Source organism: Agromyces sp. Y182 (assembly GCF_059445385.1).
This window is the reverse complement of record NZ_JCAIUF010000002.1, coordinates 705,857-721,195: the sequence shown is the minus strand read 5'-3', so window position 1 is coordinate 721,195 and position 15,339 is coordinate 705,857. Positions and strand designations below refer to the sequence as shown.

The window sequence follows — 15,339 nt, the reverse complement described above, 5'->3', positions numbered from 1 at the left end:
TGTCACCGAGATCGCACTCACCCGCCTCCGCCCGCGGCGAGCCGCATGAGATCGGTCGTGAAGTCGACATCCGCGGTGCTGTGTTCGGCGCGAGTCGCGTTGCCCGCGAACTGGTGTTGATAGCCGCCCCAGGCGTTCTCGGCGATCGACGGGCCGACGCCGCTCCTCACGAACAGCACCAATTCCGTCGCCGCACGCTCGATGCGGTCGCCGAGCGTCGTGGATCCCCAATCCTCGGGCGCGGCGTACAGTGACGTCGGCAGGGGGAGTGCGCGGAGGAACGCGAACAGGGGCCTGAGCTGCTCGTCCACGACCATTGCATGCCGCGCCGTGCCGGCGGTCGCGGCGAGCAGGACCGGCTTCGCGATGAGCAGGTCGTTGTCGAGCACGTCGACGAAGGACTTGAACAGGCCGCTGATCCCGGCCTTGTACACCGGGGTACTGGCGATGACGGCGTCGGCGGCCGCGAGGCGTTCGATCGCCGCCTGCAGGCGCTCGCCGGGAATTCCCGACACGATGGCTTGAGCGATCTCGACCGCCAGTGGACCGAGTTCGATGACGCCGACGGATGCCGGCCTGCCGGCCTCACGGAGCAGGTCGATGCTCTTCTGCGCGGCCCGCTCGGCCAGCAATCTGGTCGAGGATGGCTCGCTCACCCCGGCGCTCACGATGACGAGTCGCACGGGGGCGTGCGGAGCATCCGAATCGATCGGAATGTGCGGTCCAGACGACTGACCGGTCATGACGTGAACCTTTCGACGGCGTTCTGCTGCACTCCCGCTTTCGGGCCGGTGGCGCCGGCGAGGAGCACGAGGCTGAGCTCACGGAGTGTGCCGAGTTGCTCGGCGTTCAGTGCGCGGGACATCACCCGGGCGACGTTCAGGGCCACATGGGCACCGACCCGCCGCTGACATTGCGCGCCTTCGGGAGTGAGTCGGATGCGATGCGCGCGGGCGTCGTCGACGTCGTCACCGCGTTCGACGAGACCACGGGCCTCGAGACGAGTGATCAGCCGGCTCATTCCGGGTTGGGTGAGCAGGACATCGTCACCCAGCTCGGTGATGCGCAAGCCGTCGGGCTCGGCCGAGAGTGCGTGGAGGACGGCGTACTCCTTCACCAGCAGGCCGTCCCAGATGTCGGCGTCGGAGAGCTCGCGGGCGATCGTGGCCTGTGCGCGGTAGTACGCCTCCCAGGCCTCGTTCGCGAGCCGGACATCGCTGATCATCTTCACGCCACCATCGGGAATCGTGCCTCGACGGCCGGGTCGCTGTCCTGGTACGGCGAGGCGCCCGAGAGGTTGTCGCCGCGGTTCGGATTCGGTCGCGGCTGGCGCGGCTTCGCATCGCCGTACTTCTCGGCGATCAGGCTCGCGTGGGTCGGGGCATCCGGAGCGCTCGGCGCGCGCCGCGCGGCCATCTCCCGTCGGAGCACCGGTACGACCTCGGTGCCGAGCAGTTCGACCTGCTCCAGCGCCATCTCGACCGGGAGTGCCATGCTGTCGACCGTGAACAGCTGGCGCTGATAGTCGCCGAAACCCTCCTGAAAGGTGAGGGTCTTGTCGATGACCTCTTGCGGGCTGCCGACACTCAGCGGCGTTCGCGTCATGAAGTCGTCGAGCGAACTTCCCCGGAACATGGGGTACTCCTCGAAGTAGGGGCGGAAGGCCCTCACGGCATCCTGGGAACGTTTCGCGATGAAGGCCTGGCCGCCGAGACCGACGATCGCCTGTTCCTTCGTGCCGTGCCCGTAGTGCTCGAATCGCTCCCGGTAGAAGTCGACGAGCGGCTTGAAGTGCAGGTTCGGCGCAAGGATGTGATTGGCGAAGAATCCGTTGCCGTAGAACGCGGCCTGCTCGGCGATCTCGGGCGTGCGGATGGATCCGTGCCAGACGAAGGGCGGCACATCGTCGAGGGGACGCGGGGTGGAGGTGAAGCCCTGCAACGCCGTGCGGAACTTCCCCTCCCAGTCGACGACGTCCTCGCGCCAGAGTCGGTGCAGCAGGTTGTAGTTCTCCAGCGCGAGAGCGACGCCCTGGCGGATGTCCTTGCCGAACCACGGATAGACCGGCACGGTGTTGCCGCGCCCGACCATGAGGTCGAGGCGCCCCTTCGCCACGTGCTGCAGCATGGCGTAGTCCTCGGCGATCTTCACCGGGTCGTTCGTGGTCATCAGCGTGACGGAGGTGCTCAGCACGATGTTCTTCGTCAGCGCAGCGATGTGCGCCAGCAGGGTCGGCGGTGAGGATGGCACGAACGGGGGATTGTGGTGCTCTCCGAGTGCGAACACGTCGAGCCCGACCTCGTCGGCCCGTTGTGCGACTCGCACCATATTGGCGATGCGCTCCGCCTCACTCTGCGTGTACCCGGTGGTCGGGTCGGGGGCGATGTCCCCGACGGTGAAGATTCCGAACTGCATGGTGTCCGCCTTTCCACGGTGTCTCATCACCACAACAACATGACTGCGCATGTATTCCCGCGTCACTCGATCCGTTCTCCTGAGTGCCGTTCGATGGGTTCGCCGGTCTCTCCTGTCAATAGGATTGGCGCATGCGCATCCACATCGCGACCGACCACGCCGGCCTCGAGTTCAGCCGCACGCTCGTCGATCACCTGACCAACGGCGGTCACGAGGTCGTCGACCATGGCCCGGCCGAATACGACGCCCTCGACGACTACCCGGCGTTCTGCATCAACGCGGCGCTCGGCGTCGCGCGCGACCAGGCCGCGGGAGTACGTGCGCTCGGCGTGGTCTTCGGCGGTTCGGGCAACGGCGAGCAGATCGCGGCCAACAAGGTGCGGGGCATCCGTGCCGCCCTCGTCTGGAGCATGGACACCGCGATCCTCGCGCGCGAGCACAACGACGCCAACGTGATTTCGATCGGCGCCCGCCAGCACACGGTCGAAGAGGCCATCCGCTACATCGACGCGTTCATCGCCGAGCCGTTCTCGGGTGATGAGCGGCACGTGCGACGCATCGCGCAGGTCGCCGAGTACGAGACGACGGGTGACATCGCGGGCAAGGGCGTCGACGTTTCGACGGACTCAGCGGCCACTGCGGAGTAGGAAAGCACCGTGCCCGAGGGTCACTCCGTACACCGCATCACCCGGCAGTTCGAACGCAACTTCGTCGGGCACGTCGTGCACGCGTCGAGTCCGCAGGGCCGGTTCGCCGTCGGGGCGGCCGAGATCGACGGGCGACGGATGACGGATGCCCGTGCCGTGGGCAAGCAGATGTTCCTCGGCTTCGAGGGCGATGTGTGGCTGCGCGTGCACCTCGGCATGTACGGTGCGTGGGACTTCGCGGGCGACATTCTGATGGATGCGACGATCGCGTCGGCGAACGGTCGCATGGGCCAGACGAACCAGCAGGGGACGTTCCTCGATGGGTCGAACCCCGATGCAGTCGTGTTCGACACCTCGGGTGAGAACTCCCTGCAGTCCATCGGCGCGCCTCGCAAGACCCGCTTGCGCATGTCGGAGTCCGAGAAGGAGGGGAACGAGCTCACGACGTTTCCCCCGGAGCCTGTCGGCCAGGTGCGGGTGCGCCTGCTCACCGACACGATCTGCGCCGATCTGCGCGGGCCCACCGCGTGCGAAGTGCTCGACCCCGCCCAGGTCGAGGCCGTCGTCGGCAAGCTCGGCCCCGACCCGCTGCTCGACTCAGGGCCTGAGGTCGAAGAACGCTTCACGCGCACGATCCTGAAGAAGGCCACCCCGATCGGCCTGCTGCTCATGGACCAGAACGTCGTCGCAGGCATCGGCAACGTCTACCGCGCCGAGCTGCTGTTCCGCGCCAAGCAGAACCCGCATACGCCGGGCAAGCTCGTGCCCGAAGAGCACGTGCGCCACTTATGGCGCGACTGGGCGAAACTGCTGCGCATCGGCGTCGAGACCGGACAGATGATGACGATGGACGATCTCGACCCCGAGGCCTACCGCGCCGCGATGGCGAACCGCGCAGACCGGCACTGGGTCTACAAGCGCGAGGGCCTGCCGTGCCGGGTCTGCGGCACGAACATCGTGCTCGAAGAGATGGGCGCCCGCAAGCTCTACTGGTGCCCGTACTGCCAAGCCTGACCATCGTTCGCTCGTCGAGTAGCGCAGCCGTTCGCTGGTCGAGTAGCGAAGCGTATCGAGACCGAGGAAGCACATGAGACAGAACCCCAGCTTCACCCTCGCGAGCGACGACGGCGTGAAGCGCCTCATCCGCGAGTACCCGTGGATGACGATCGTGAGCCAGACGGATGCCGCGGGGCTCGTCGCATCCCACTATCCGGTGCTCCTCGATGAGACCGCCTCCGGCATTGTGCTGCTCACGCATGTCGGCCGGCCCGACGAGGTCGTGCACGAGCTCGGACGCCACGAGCTCATGGTCATCGTGCAGGGGCCGCACGGCTACATCTCGCCCGGTTGGTACGACGCGAATCCCGCGGTGCCGACGTGGAACTTCGTCACCGCGCATCTCTACGGCACGCCCGAGCTGCTCTCCGCCGACGAGAACCTCCGGGTGCTCGAAGCACTCGTCGACCACTTCGAAGACCCGATGCCCGAACCGCGGCGCATGCGCGGCACCGCCGAGAACTCGGCCTACGCCGATCGCATCTCCGCGGGCACCGTCGGCCTCCGCATTCCCATTACACGGTTCGTCGCGAAGAACAAGATGAGCCAGAACAAGTCCGCTGAGACCGTCGACCGCATCATCGACGAGCTCGAGGGCGACGGCCCGTATGCGAGCCCCGCGCTCGCCGCAGAGATGCGCCGTACACACGAGACCCTTCGGGCGGCTCGGGCGTGAGTGCTCCGGTCACGACGGGCGCCGCGGATGTCGCCGAGTCGCTGCTGCTCACCGGAGCCCGGTTGCCCGGCACCGACGGGCTCGTCGATCTCCACCTCGACGGAGGCCACGTCGCCGCGGTGATCCCTTCCGGTGCCGTCCGGCCCCGCGGCATCCGTCGTCTCGACCTCGACGGCCGCTTCGTGCTGCCCGGGCTGCACGACCGGCACGTGCACTTCTCCCAGTGGGCGATGGTGTCGCGCCGCCTCGATCTCGCCGGGGCCGAGTCGGCTGCCGCCGTCGCGCGCCTGGTGGCGGCATCCGTCGCCCGAGGTGCACATGAGGTGATCGGATTCGGCTATCGCGACGGACTCTGGGCCGATGCGCCCACCCGCGATGCGCTCGACGCCGTCTCGGGTGACGTGCCGGTCGTGCTCGTCGCGGCCGACCTGCACTCGTGCTGGCTGAACACCGCTGCGCTGCGGCGGCACGGAGTCGAGTCGCTCGCCGGGCAGAGCGGAGTGGTCCGCGAAGACGACTGCTTCCGCGTCGTGCGGCAGCTCGACGACATCGCCGACGAGGTGCTCGACGAGTGGGTCGCCGAGGCCGCGCGAGAGGCCGCGGCTCGCGGTGTGGTCGGCATCACCGACTACGAGATGCGGTGGAACCGCGACGACTGGGCCCGACGCGTCGGTGCAGGGGCCGACGAGTTGCGTGTCTCGTTCGGCGTGTACACGCAGCACCTCGACCGCGCGATCGATGAGGGCCTCCGCACCGGCGACATCGTGCCGGCCACCGCGGGTCTCGTCACCGTCGGCGGGTACAAGGTCATCACCGACGGCTCGCTCAACACGCGAACCGCCTGGTGTTTTGACCAGTACCCCGGTGTCGGGCCGTCCGACCACCCCTACGGGCTCGCGACGGTGACGTACGACGACTTGGTGCGACACATGCGCCGAGCACACGAATCGGGTCTCACCCCGGCCGTGCACGCCATTGGCGACCACGCCAACGCACGCGTGCTCGACGCCTTCGACGAGGTGGGATGCACCGGATCGATCGAGCATGCCCAACTCCTGTGTCGCGACGACATCGCACGCTTCGCACGCCTCGGTGTCGTCGCGAGCGTGCAACCCGAGCACGCGATGGACGACCGCGACGTCGCCGACTGGCACTGGGCGGGTCGCACCGATCGGGCGTTCGTGCTCGCGGAGCTCGCGGCGGCGGGCGTCGAGCTCGCGCTCGGTTCCGATGCGCCGGTCGCACCACTCGACCCGTGGGTCGCGATCTCGGCCGCGGTCGGTCGGGCCCGTGATGGTCGCGAGCCCTGGCATCCCGAGCAGGCGATCGAGGCACGAGCCGCGCTCGCGGCATCGACCGGCGGCCACGGCACGGCGGTGCAGGTCGGTGGGGCGGCCGATCTCGCCATCGTCGAGATCGACCCGTTCGAGGCATCCGTCGACGAATTGCGCCGGATGCCGGTGGCAGGCACCCTCCTCGCCGGCCGCTTCACGTTCTCGTCGATCTGCTGAGGCCGCAGCGCGCGATCACCCGCGATCCCCCGCGCGCCATCGCTGGGCGAGCGGGGGAAAACCCCCGATGGGATCGGGGCGTGCACCGGCTGGGTTGCCGGCCTCGACATCGCGAGGCTGGAGTCATGCTTCAGACACGCCTCCGCAGACCCCGTGCCGCGCTCGGATCCGCGCTCGCCGCAGTCGCGGCCGGCGGGCTCATCGCGGTGGCCTTCGCCGGGTGCAGCAACGCCGGTCCGGGTCAGGTCTCGACGGTGGGCAAGGTCGAGTTCGACAAGCCGCTCGCGATCCCTCCGCTCGCCGAGGCGACCGTCGACGCCGACGGCACTCGCGTCTTCGCGCTCGACGCGCAAGCGAGCGAAACCGAGTTCGAACCGGGCCGGCCCAGCAACACCTGGGGTTTCAACGGCAGCTATCTCGGCCCCACGATCGTCGCCAAGCGCGGCGAGCACGTACGCGTCGACGTCACGAACTCGCTCGAGGAACCGACGACCGTGCACTGGCACGGCATGCACCTGCCTGCGGAGATGGACGGCGGGCCGCACCAGATGGTCGATCCGGGTGGCACATGGTCGCCCGAGTGGGACATCGACCAGCAGGCGGCCACCCTCTGGTATCACCCGCACCCGCACGGCGAGACCGAAGATCACGTCTCACGTGGCCTCGCGGGAATGTTCATCGTGCAGGACGACGCCGAGGCCGCTCTCGGCCTCCCGCGCGAGTACGGCGTCGACGACGTTCCCGTGATCGTGCAGGACACCGGTTTCTCGGCGGAGGGGCGGAAGGAACCGAACCCCTACGGCTACGCCGGGGGACTCGGCGACGAGCTCATCGTCAACGGCACCAGAGGCCCGTATCTCGACGTGAACGACGAGCTCGTCCGGCTCCGGCTCCTGAACGCCTCCACCGCCCGCAGCTATGCGTTCACGTGGAGTGATGGGCGGCCGGTGGAGCTCATCGCGACTGACGGCGGGCTGCTGGAGGCATCCGTCGAACTCGATCATGTGCGTCTGTCGCCGGGGGAGCGCGCCGAGGTGCTCGTGCGCGTGACTCCCGGCGAACGCCTGGTTCTGCAGTCGCGTATGACCCCTGAGATCGCCGCGCTCGTGGCGCCGATCGCTGCGACGAACGGCGGCACGGACTCGTACGACGTGCTCGAGTTGCGCGCCGCCGACGCACTCGACCCGGCCCCCGCCGTGCCCGAACGGCTGAATACGATTCCCGAGTTCGACGAGGCCGAGGTTGCGACCACACGAACCTTCGAACTGAACGACAGTTTCGAGATCAATGGCGACTCGATGGACATGGGCCGAATCGACGCGACCGTGACGGTCGACACGCTCGAGCGGTGGGTGGTCGAGAATGCGACCAATCTGCCGCACAGTTTCCACGTGCACGACGTGCAGTTCCGCATCGCATCGATCGACGGCGCTGCACCACCGCCCGAACTCGCGGGCTGGAAGGACACGATCTTCACCGAGCCGAACACCGAGTACGAACTCCTGATGCGCTTCGAGGACTACACCGACCCCGATACGCCGTACATGTACCACTGCCACCTGCTGTGGCACGAAGACCAGGGAATGATGGGCCAGTTCGCCGTCGTCGAACTGGGCCAGCGTGCGACGATGACTGAAGGAACCCACCATGAGCACTGAAACCATCACTCCCCCCGCGCCCGCGGCCGGCCCCACGGATGCCGCGGCGATGCGCCGCAGCTACTGGTCGCTGTGGGCCACGGTGCCACGGGAGTTCGGCTTCCTCATCCTCACGATGCCCATCGCGATCGCGGGCCTCGTGCTGCTGTCGACGACCTTCTTCACCGGGCTCGGGCTCATCGTCCTCGTCTTCGGCGTCTTCATCCTCGTCGCGTCGTTGTTCATGGCGCGCGGCTTCGGCACTCTCGAACTCACGCGCCTTCGCGGGGCGGGGCGGCACCCGATCGCCCGACCGCCATGGGAGCGGGCCGACCGCGACCGGGGCTTCTGGCGCACGATATTCGCACCGTTCATCGAAGGCCATTACTGGCTGTACCTCCTGCACGGCATGGTGATCAACCCGATCGTGAGCGTCGTCACGTGGAGCGTCACCGTCGCATGGACCTCCGTCGCACTCGGCGGCACAACCGGCTGGATCTGGCAGCGGTACATTCCCGTGGGCCGTGGCGATCAAGACTTCTGGCTCTACGACGTCGTCGTCGACTGGCTCTTCCCCGGCAACACGATGAGCGTCGATCCGCGAGTGGGTGAAGCGATCTTCGAATTCGTCATCGGCCTCATCTTCCTCGCCACGCTGCCGTTCGTCTTCCGCGGCCTCACCCTGCTGCACGACGTCATCGCGCGCGGCGTGCTCGGCGCATGGCGCTCCGAGGCTCTGGAGCGCGAGGTTGCACAGCTCTCCGCCTCCCGCGGCGCGGCCGTGCAGGCCGAAGACGCCTCGCTTCGCCGCCTCGAGCGCGACATCCACGATGGCCCGCAGCAGCGGCTCGTGCGACTGCAGATGGATCTCGCCGCCATCGAGCGCAAGCTCGAGCGCGACCCGGACTCGGCGCGTGAACTCCTCGGCGAGGCCCGCGAGCAGGCTCGCGAGACGCTCGACGAGCTGCGAGCTCTCTCGCGCGGCTTCGCACCGCCGATCCTGCAGGACCGCGGTCTCGCCGTCGCACTTCAGTCGCTCGGAGCGCGGAGCCCCATTCCGGTGACGATCGAGATCGCTCTGCCGACGGATGCCGCGCTGCCGGCGCCGATCGAACGCAACGTCTACTTCGTCGCCGCCGAGCTGCTGACGAATGCCGTGAAGCACGCGGAGGCCACCGGAATCCGTCTCTCCGTCTCGACACGCGACACCGGGCCGACGGGCCACTGGATCGACCTCTGGGTGACTGACAACGGGCGCGGCGGCGCAACGCTGGCCACGGGCCACGGGCTCGCCGGACTGCAAGATCGGGTGCAGGGCCTGCGCGGCATGTTCGTCGTCGACAGCCCCGTCGGCGGACCGACGACGATCGGCGCGCACATCCCGTACGTGCCGCTCGAGTCGCCACCTTCGTCGGTCGAGTAGGCCGCATCTTCGTCGGTCGAGTAGGCCCGCCAGGGCCGTATCGAGACCTCGCAACTTCGTCGGTCGAGTAGCCCAGTGTGATAGTCGGTCGAGTAGGCCCGCCAGGGCCGTATCGAGACCTCGCAACTTCGTCGGTCGAGTAGCCCAGTGTGATCGTTGGTCGAGTAGGCCCGCCAGGGCCGTATCGAGACCCCGCAACCCGATCTCGGACCCCTGCACTCGACCGCCGATGCCGCCGCTAATGTTGGGGGAATGACCGACCGCACGCCGCTTCGAATCGTGCTCGCCGAAGACTCGGTGCTCTTGCGGGAAGGCCTGGTGCGTCTCTTCGATGAGGCCGGCTTCGAGACGGTCGCCGCGTACGGCGAAGCCGATTCCCTGCTCGCAGCGATCGACGAAACCCGGCCCGACCTCGCCGTGCTCGATGTGCGCATGCCGCCGACATTCCGCGACGAGGGTGTGCGCGCGGCTCTCGAACTGCGTCGACGCATGCCGAAGGTCGGGGTGCTGCTGCTCAGCCAGTACGTCGAGGGCACCTACGCGCACGAGCTGCTCTCATCGGGCGAGGGTGGCATGGGGTACCTCTTGAAAGATCGCGTGGCCTCTCTCGACGAGCTCGAAGACGCGGTCGAACGCGTCAGCCAGGGCGGCACCGTGCTCGACCCGCAGGTCGTGCGAGAGCTGCTTGCGCGTCGCAGCGACCCACTCGAGTCGCTGACCCCACGCGAGCGCGAGGTGATGACCCTCATGGCCGAGGGCCGCACCAATGCCGGCATCGCCAAGCAGCTGTTCATCGGCGTCGGAGCCGTGGAGAAGAACGTCACCTCGATCTTCCAGAAGCTCGGCCTCGAAGACTCCGGCACCGACCACCGCCGCGTGCTCGCGGTGCTCACCTGGCTGCAGCGCTGATCACCGCTGGTCGTCGCAGCCGTGAGACGAGTCGGGCCCGGGTGCATCCGCCGTCATATCGGCATTCTGCACCCGGGCCCGTCAGGCCGCCATCGCGCGTTTACTTCACGGCGACGTGCGAGAAGAGGAACCAGCGGTCCTTGTCGAGCCCGCGGCGGATCTCGATCACGACGTCTTGACTCACGGGGTCGAGCTCGTCGAGGCCCTCGATCGCTTCGGCGACCTTCTCGGCTGCGAGGTCGATCTGCGCGACGACGTCGGCGATCGCCTCGTCGTAAGGCTGGAAGCCGAGCTTCGGGTTCACAGCGCCGCTCTTGTCGGAGACGGACTTCAGGCGGCCGTCGACGGGCAAGCCGAGGGCGACCACCCGCTCAGCGGCGAGGTCGGCCCAGTCCTGCGCGTGCGCCACGACCTCGTCGAGCAGTTCGTGCACGGCGATGAAGTTCACCCCGCGTACGTGCCAGTGCGCCTGCTTGCCGTTGACGGCGAGCGCGATGAGCTCCTGCACGACGGGCGTGAGGAACTGGGCGACCCCCGAGGCGACGTCGGCGTTCGCGCCGGTCTTCGGGGTCTTGGGAGCGATCTTGGTATCGGTCATGTGGTCCACCTTCCCTGGAGCGTATGTCTTCCTCAACGCTACGCGGATGCCTGCGTATTTCAAGGAAGGGAAGGCTCGGCTGAGGAGGGGTTGACAAGGCGTCATTCACTGACTGGGACAGTGCTACTCGACGGCGAGCGTTCGGGGTATCTCATGCCGGAGAGCCGCGGTGGTCGGTGCGACGGTCGCCGCGAGGGTGAGCGCTAGGCCGCCACCGGCGATCAGTGCGATGGTTCCGAACGACACTACGGGGACCGGCAGTGCGAGCGCGGCGGCGACGATGAGACCGCCGATGACGGTGGCGAGTGCGCCGAGGATGGCCGCAGTGACGGTGAAGATGACGGCCTCCCAGATCGCGGTGAGGATGATTCCGGTGTGCGTTGAGCCAGCCGCCTGGACGAGTGCGAACTCGCGTTCGCGTGCGTGGCCGGACATGAACACGGTCGCGGCAGCGGCAACGGCCGAGAGCAGGAGCGGGCCGCCGAGGAGGATCACGACGCCTTCTGGCGCAAGATCGAATCCCTCGTTGGTGCCGGTTCGCGTGGCTTGGCCTGCGGCAAGTGTCGCGCCGGTGGTGTACAGGCCGCCGGCAAGGGCGATGGCGACCATGAGCGGGCCGATCGCGGCGCTGGACTGGCCGAGTCGGTGGCTGGCGGTGTTGCGTGCGAGAAACCACGACGCCGATGCCCTCGCCGGCAGCAGCGACGTCCATGCTCGAAGGACGATCGGGAACACGACGGGTCCCGCTGCGGCGAGCGCCGCCGCGATGAGTGGCGTGAACAGGATGGCTTGGCCGGAAAGCGCGGACATCGACGCGCTTCCGTCGAGGTTCATCGCCAGCGCGGTGGTGCCGGCGAAGATCGCTGCAGTGAGGACGATACGGACCCGCCCCATCTTGATCTGGGGCGGGTCCGCGTCGCGCAGCGCCTCGATGGGAGGGGTGCGACTGGCCCGGCGTGCGCCGCGGAGCCCGCCGAGGAGCACGACCGTGGTGATCCCAGCGGTCACCACGAGCACACTGACAAGTCCCAGGTGAAGAGTGATGCCCTGCATCTGCTCCCAATCACTGAACGCCCACGTGAACAGCGGGCCGAATGTCGGGATCGCCACTATGCATCCGATCAGCGCGCCGATGATGCCGACGATGGCGAGCTGAGCGAGCACCACCAGCGCGACAAGGACAGGTCGGATACCGACGAGTTGCCACAGGGCATAGCTGCGCTGTTGCAGGGCGACGGTGAGGTTCGCGGTCGAGCTGAGCACGATGAGCGCGGCGATGGTGGTGAACATGATGACGGCGGCGCTGGTGCTGGCAAGCCCTTCCTGTATGCGGCCGCCATGGACCGCGCCGGTCTCGATGAGTCCGGCGGCAATCGCGGAGACGAAGCCGGTGGCGACGGTTACGGCGACGATGCCGAGCCACACCCGGCCGTGAGCGGCCAGATCGGACAAGATGAGCCGGATCACGCGGCGACCCCGGCGAGAGTGATTGCCTCGAGTACCTGTTCGGGAGCCGGATGCCGGAGTTCGCTGTGGATGAGGCCGTCTCGCAGTACCAGCACGCGGTCGGCGAGGGCGGCAGCTTCGAGGTCGTGCGTGACGACGATGACCGAGCGGTGGTCACCGGCTGCGCCACGTAGGAGCCGGAGCACGTCGGCGCCGGTTGCGGTATCGAGGGAGCCTGTGGGCTCGTCGGCGAACACGAGGTCGGGGCGCATGGCGAGCACGCGGGCGATCGCGACACGCTGCTGTTGCCCGCCCGAGAGCTGCCCAGGCCTGTGGCGGCCCCGGTCAGTCAGCCCGACTTCGGCCAGCACGCGATCGATGCTCGCCCGGTTCACCCCCCGGCGGGCGAGTCGCGCAGGCAAGGCGATGTTCTCCCGGGCGGTGAGGGAAGGGATGAGGTTGTAGGACTGGAACACGAAACCGACATGCTTGCGACGAAGAGTGGCGAGTCCACCGCGCCGGAGCGTGCGCAGTTCGCGCCCGGTGAGTTGAACGGAGCCGGAGTCGTAGGGTTCGAGCCCGGAGAGGCAGTAGAGCAGGGTGGACTTGCCGGAGCCGGAGGGTCCGACGATGCTGACCATCTCGCCGGGATGAACGTCGAGGGAGATCCCGCGCAGCACCGGCACGCGGGGTTCCTTCGGCCCGACTCCGGGGAAGGTCTTGTGCAGGTTCTCGGCGCGAATGAGCGGTTTGGTCACACTCCCTATTGGATGCGACGGCCGGGACGGGCGCGAGGGGGCGAGGTGGGGAGTCGAGGTAGAGCTGGCTCTACTCTTCGCAAAGGCCCCAGCCCCGTGGTCGTCGCCTCCGTAGGGTTGGGGTATGAGGCCGGCAACCGTATGGCAGGCGCTGATGCAGCCGCCGTGGCGGTTCCTGCTCAGCCGATGGCCTTGGCGCACGCTCATCTACCTGCTGGCGAGCTCCGCGCTCGGGCTCGTGTTGTTGCCGGTCGTGATCGTCACGCTTCTGCTCCTGCCACTGTGGGGCATCGTCATCGGCGCGATCGAGCGCCGTCGCACCCACATCCTCGGCTTTCCCCGTCAAGCCTCCGGGCACGTGCCCCTCACTCGTGCGCAACGGCATATCTGGTTGGGTGTGCGGATGAACGAGGGCGCGACCTGGCGGGAGACCGCGGCACTGCTTCTCGACCTCGTGCTCGGCTGGGTCGCGCTGGCCGTCCTGTTCGCTCAAGGGCTCTGCCTCGTCGTGTTCGTCTTCATCGGTTTCTCCGGCGCCCGTGGCCTCGCGCAAGTCAACCTTTTCGCAGACGTCCGGATCATCGCGGGACCGGACAACTGGTGGCTGGTCATCCCGATCGGCCTGGTCGCGATGTGCCTGTTTGCTTACGTCAATGCCTTGGTCGCGGCGGGCCAATCGTCGCTACTGCGAATGCTCTGCGGACCTCGCCCACGTGAGCTCGCCCGGAACGTCGAACGGCTCATCCAGTCGCGTGCCGCGCTGGTCGAGGCGTTCGAGAGCGAACGGCAACGCATCGAGCGCGACCTGCACGACGGAGTACAGCAGGAACTCGTGACTCTCGCTGCCCGACTTGGAATGGTCAGCCTCGAACTCGATGATCTCGCCGCACAAGGGAGCGACACAGGGTTGGCGCGCGGCGCGCTCGATGTTGCTCAGGGCCAGGCCGAGCATGCGATGGCGACGCTGCGCAATACTGTTCGCGGTATCCACCCCGCTGTCCTCACTGACTACGGACTCCGTGCCGCGCTCAACGAGCTGGCGGACCGCACCCCGGTCCCGATCGTCCTCGACGCGGCCGAGTTCGGTCGGCTCCCGAGCGCGGTCGAGACGGTCGCGTACTATCTCGTCACCGAGGCGATGAGCAATACCGTCAAGCACACCACCGCCACACGCCTGACCGTCCGAGTCGGCATCGAAGCCGACATGCTCGCTGTGGCCGTCACCGACAACGGGCACGGCGGGGCCGACGAGAACGTTGGAACCGGGCTGCGCGGACTCCGCGAGCGAGCTGAGACGCTCGGCGGGCAGTTCACCATCATCAGCCCAGACGGGGGACCAACGACCTTGTACATGGCCCTGCCGATCATTGCGGCGATTTCGGAGCGCGATGCGTCTGCTGCTCGCTGAGGACTCCGCGCTGCTGCGCGAAGCGCTGACTGCCCTCTTGGAACGACTCGGCCACACCGTCGCCGCCACAGCGGAGACCGCACCTGATCTCCTCGCGAAGTTCGCGCGCCTCGCCGATATCGACGAGCGACCAGATCTCGTTCTCACCGATGTCCGGATGCCGCCCAACAACAGCGACGATGGGCTTCGCGCCGCACTCGAGATTCGGGCCGCGCATCCGACCCAGCCCATCATCGTGCTGTCGCAATACATCGCAGACAACTACGCCCGCGAACTGCTCACACTCCGCGAAGGTGCGATCGGCTACCTCCTCAAGGACCGCGTGAATCGAGTCCGCGACTTCGACGACGCACTCGAAACAGTTGCGTCCGGCGGCACCGTCATCGACCCCGACGTGGTGCAGCACCTCCTCAGCACTACCCAGCCGGGACCGCTCGAAACTCTCACGGCACGAGAGCGCCAAGTGCTCGGCCTCATGGCAGACGGACAGTCGAATGCCGATATAGCCGCCACACTCGTCCTCACCGACGCATCAGTCAGCAAACACATCGGCAACATCTTCATCAAGCTCGGACTCAACCCAGTCGATGAAAACCGCCGGGTCAGGGCGGTCCTGACCTATCTCCAGAACGACCGCACTTAACTCGCCGCGAGACGGATTCCGGCCTGACTCGTTCTCTGAGAACCACTGGGCAACAGCATGGAGCGGCGGGAAAATGCCTGATGAGAAGGCGGTTATGGAGAGGGGATGACGGGAATCGAACCCGCGTGATCAGTTTGGAAGACTGAGGCTCTACCATTGAGCTACATCCCCGCGCGCCCGCTCGCGGGCACTGGATCATCGTAGTACACGAT

General features: G+C 67.5%; 15 protein-coding genes and 1 tRNA gene. 9 read left to right on the top strand and 7 right to left on the bottom strand.

The window, feature by feature from the left end:
- Positions 1–17: 17 nt before the first annotated feature.
- The 3 genes from AC1C2R_RS17915 to AC1C2R_RS17905 are packed head-to-tail and all read right to left on the bottom strand — an operon-like array spanning position 18 to position 2,415.
- Positions 18–743 carry a CE1759 family FMN reductase gene (locus tag AC1C2R_RS17915; RefSeq protein ID WP_495380798.1) on the bottom strand — a complete coding sequence of 242 codons (726 nt, stop codon included), beginning with the start codon at positions 741–743 and terminating at the stop codon, positions 18–20.
- Complete coding sequence (locus AC1C2R_RS17910; RefSeq protein WP_495381108.1) at positions 740–1,225, bottom strand: MarR family winged helix-turn-helix transcriptional regulator; 486 nt, start codon at positions 1,223–1,225, stop codon at positions 740–742. Before AC1C2R_RS17910 ends, AC1C2R_RS17915 begins: the two co-directional genes overlap by 4 nt.
- Before the next feature lie 2 nt (positions 1,226–1,227).
- A complete protein-coding gene (locus AC1C2R_RS17905; protein WP_495353744.1) occupies positions 1,228–2,415 on the bottom strand; it encodes a CE1758 family FMN-dependent luciferase-like monooxygenase in 1,188 nt (395 codons plus the stop codon).
- Positions 2,416–2,546: 131 nt separating this feature from the next.
- On the opposite strand from AC1C2R_RS17905, the gene AC1C2R_RS17900 reads away from it, so the two are divergent.
- The 7 genes from AC1C2R_RS17900 (at position 2,547) to AC1C2R_RS17870 (ending at position 10,274) form a co-directional block, all read left to right on the top strand.
- Positions 2,547–3,062, top strand: coding sequence for a ribose-5-phosphate isomerase (locus AC1C2R_RS17900; protein WP_495380797.1), 516 nt, complete (start codon positions 2,547–2,549; stop codon positions 3,060–3,062).
- Between the two features lie 9 nt (positions 3,063–3,071).
- Entirely contained in the window at positions 3,072–4,076 is a 1,005-nt protein-coding gene (locus AC1C2R_RS17895) for an Fpg/Nei family DNA glycosylase (protein WP_495380796.1), read from the top strand.
- A 73-nt stretch (positions 4,077–4,149) separates the two neighbouring features.
- Positions 4,150–4,794 (top strand): FMN-binding negative transcriptional regulator, encoded by a 645-nt coding sequence (locus AC1C2R_RS17890; protein ID WP_495380795.1) that lies wholly within the window; start codon positions 4,150–4,152, stop codon positions 4,792–4,794.
- Complete coding sequence (locus AC1C2R_RS17885) at positions 4,791–6,305, top strand: amidohydrolase (RefSeq protein WP_495380794.1); 1,515 nt, start codon at positions 4,791–4,793, stop codon at positions 6,303–6,305. The genes AC1C2R_RS17890 and AC1C2R_RS17885 overlap by 4 nt, the downstream gene beginning before the upstream one ends.
- Before the next feature lie 125 nt (positions 6,306–6,430).
- On the top strand, positions 6,431–7,963 hold the full coding sequence (locus AC1C2R_RS17880; protein WP_495380793.1) for a multicopper oxidase family protein: 1,533 nt from the start codon (positions 6,431–6,433) through the stop codon (positions 7,961–7,963).
- Positions 7,953–9,365: a sensor histidine kinase gene (locus AC1C2R_RS17875; protein ID WP_495380792.1), complete on the top strand. Its 1,413-nt coding sequence runs from the start codon at positions 7,953–7,955 to the stop codon at positions 9,363–9,365. Before AC1C2R_RS17880 ends, AC1C2R_RS17875 begins: the two co-directional genes overlap by 11 nt.
- Before the next feature lie 252 nt (positions 9,366–9,617).
- A complete protein-coding gene (locus tag AC1C2R_RS17870; protein ID WP_495353751.1) occupies positions 9,618–10,274 on the top strand; it encodes a response regulator transcription factor in 657 nt (218 codons plus the stop codon).
- 100 nt (positions 10,275–10,374) lie between these two features.
- Here AC1C2R_RS17870 and AC1C2R_RS17865 read toward each other — a convergent pair whose 3' ends face one another.
- The 3 genes from AC1C2R_RS17865 to AC1C2R_RS17855 form a co-directional block, all read right to left on the bottom strand.
- Positions 10,375–10,872 (bottom strand): Dps family protein, encoded by a 498-nt coding sequence (locus AC1C2R_RS17865; RefSeq protein WP_495353752.1) that lies wholly within the window; start codon positions 10,870–10,872, stop codon positions 10,375–10,377.
- A 123-nt stretch (positions 10,873–10,995) separates the two neighbouring features.
- The gene (locus AC1C2R_RS17860) at positions 10,996–12,339 is read right to left on the bottom strand and encodes an FtsX-like permease family protein (RefSeq protein WP_495380791.1); all 1,344 of its coding nucleotides are present in this window, start codon (positions 12,337–12,339) and stop codon (positions 10,996–10,998) included.
- A complete protein-coding gene (locus AC1C2R_RS17855; RefSeq protein ID WP_495380790.1) occupies positions 12,336–13,076 on the bottom strand; it encodes an ABC transporter ATP-binding protein in 741 nt (246 codons plus the stop codon). Before AC1C2R_RS17855 ends, AC1C2R_RS17860 begins: the two co-directional genes overlap by 4 nt.
- Before the next feature lie 124 nt (positions 13,077–13,200).
- Here AC1C2R_RS17855 and AC1C2R_RS17850 point away from each other — a divergent pair, with 124 nt between their 5' ends.
- Together AC1C2R_RS17850 and AC1C2R_RS17845 are read left to right on the top strand one after the other, a co-directional pair.
- Positions 13,201–14,484 (top strand): sensor histidine kinase, encoded by a 1,284-nt coding sequence (locus tag AC1C2R_RS17850; RefSeq protein WP_495380789.1) that lies wholly within the window; start codon positions 13,201–13,203, stop codon positions 14,482–14,484.
- The gene (locus AC1C2R_RS17845; protein ID WP_495353755.1) at positions 14,465–15,127 is read left to right on the top strand and encodes a response regulator transcription factor; all 663 of its coding nucleotides are present in this window, start codon (positions 14,465–14,467) and stop codon (positions 15,125–15,127) included. The genes AC1C2R_RS17850 and AC1C2R_RS17845 overlap by 20 nt, the downstream gene beginning before the upstream one ends.
- Positions 15,128–15,227: 100 nt before the next feature.
- On the opposite strand, the gene AC1C2R_RS17840 is transcribed toward AC1C2R_RS17845, so the two are convergent.
- Positions 15,228–15,298: transfer RNA gene (locus tag AC1C2R_RS17840), tRNA-Gly, on the bottom strand.
- Positions 15,299–15,339 lie beyond the last annotated feature (41 nt).

Coding starts and splice junctions, on each gene's coding strand:
- AC1C2R_RS17915 (WP_495380798.1), bottom strand. CDS start 743: ATGACCGGTCAGTCGTCTGGACCGCACATTCCGATCGATTCGGATGCT.
- AC1C2R_RS17910 (WP_495381108.1), bottom strand. CDS start 1,225: ATGATCAGCGATGTCCGGCTCGCGAACGAGGCCTGGGAGGCGTACTAC.
- AC1C2R_RS17905 (WP_495353744.1), bottom strand. CDS start 2,415: ATGCAGTTCGGAATCTTCACCGTCGGGGACATCGCCCCCGACCCGACC.
- AC1C2R_RS17900 (WP_495380797.1), top strand. CDS start 2,547: ATGCGCATCCACATCGCGACCGACCACGCCGGCCTCGAGTTCAGCCGC.
- AC1C2R_RS17890 (WP_495380795.1), top strand. CDS start 4,150: ATGAGACAGAACCCCAGCTTCACCCTCGCGAGCGACGACGGCGTGAAG.
- AC1C2R_RS17880 (WP_495380793.1), top strand. CDS start 6,431: ATGCTTCAGACACGCCTCCGCAGACCCCGTGCCGCGCTCGGATCCGCG.
- AC1C2R_RS17875 (WP_495380792.1), top strand. CDS start 7,953: ATGAGCACTGAAACCATCACTCCCCCCGCGCCCGCGGCCGGCCCCACG.
- AC1C2R_RS17870 (WP_495353751.1), top strand. CDS start 9,618: ATGACCGACCGCACGCCGCTTCGAATCGTGCTCGCCGAAGACTCGGTG.
- AC1C2R_RS17865 (WP_495353752.1), bottom strand. CDS start 10,872: ATGACCGATACCAAGATCGCTCCCAAGACCCCGAAGACCGGCGCGAAC.
- AC1C2R_RS17850 (WP_495380789.1), top strand. CDS start 13,201: ATGAGGCCGGCAACCGTATGGCAGGCGCTGATGCAGCCGCCGTGGCGG.
- AC1C2R_RS17845 (WP_495353755.1), top strand. CDS start 14,465: ATGCGTCTGCTGCTCGCTGAGGACTCCGCGCTGCTGCGCGAAGCGCTG.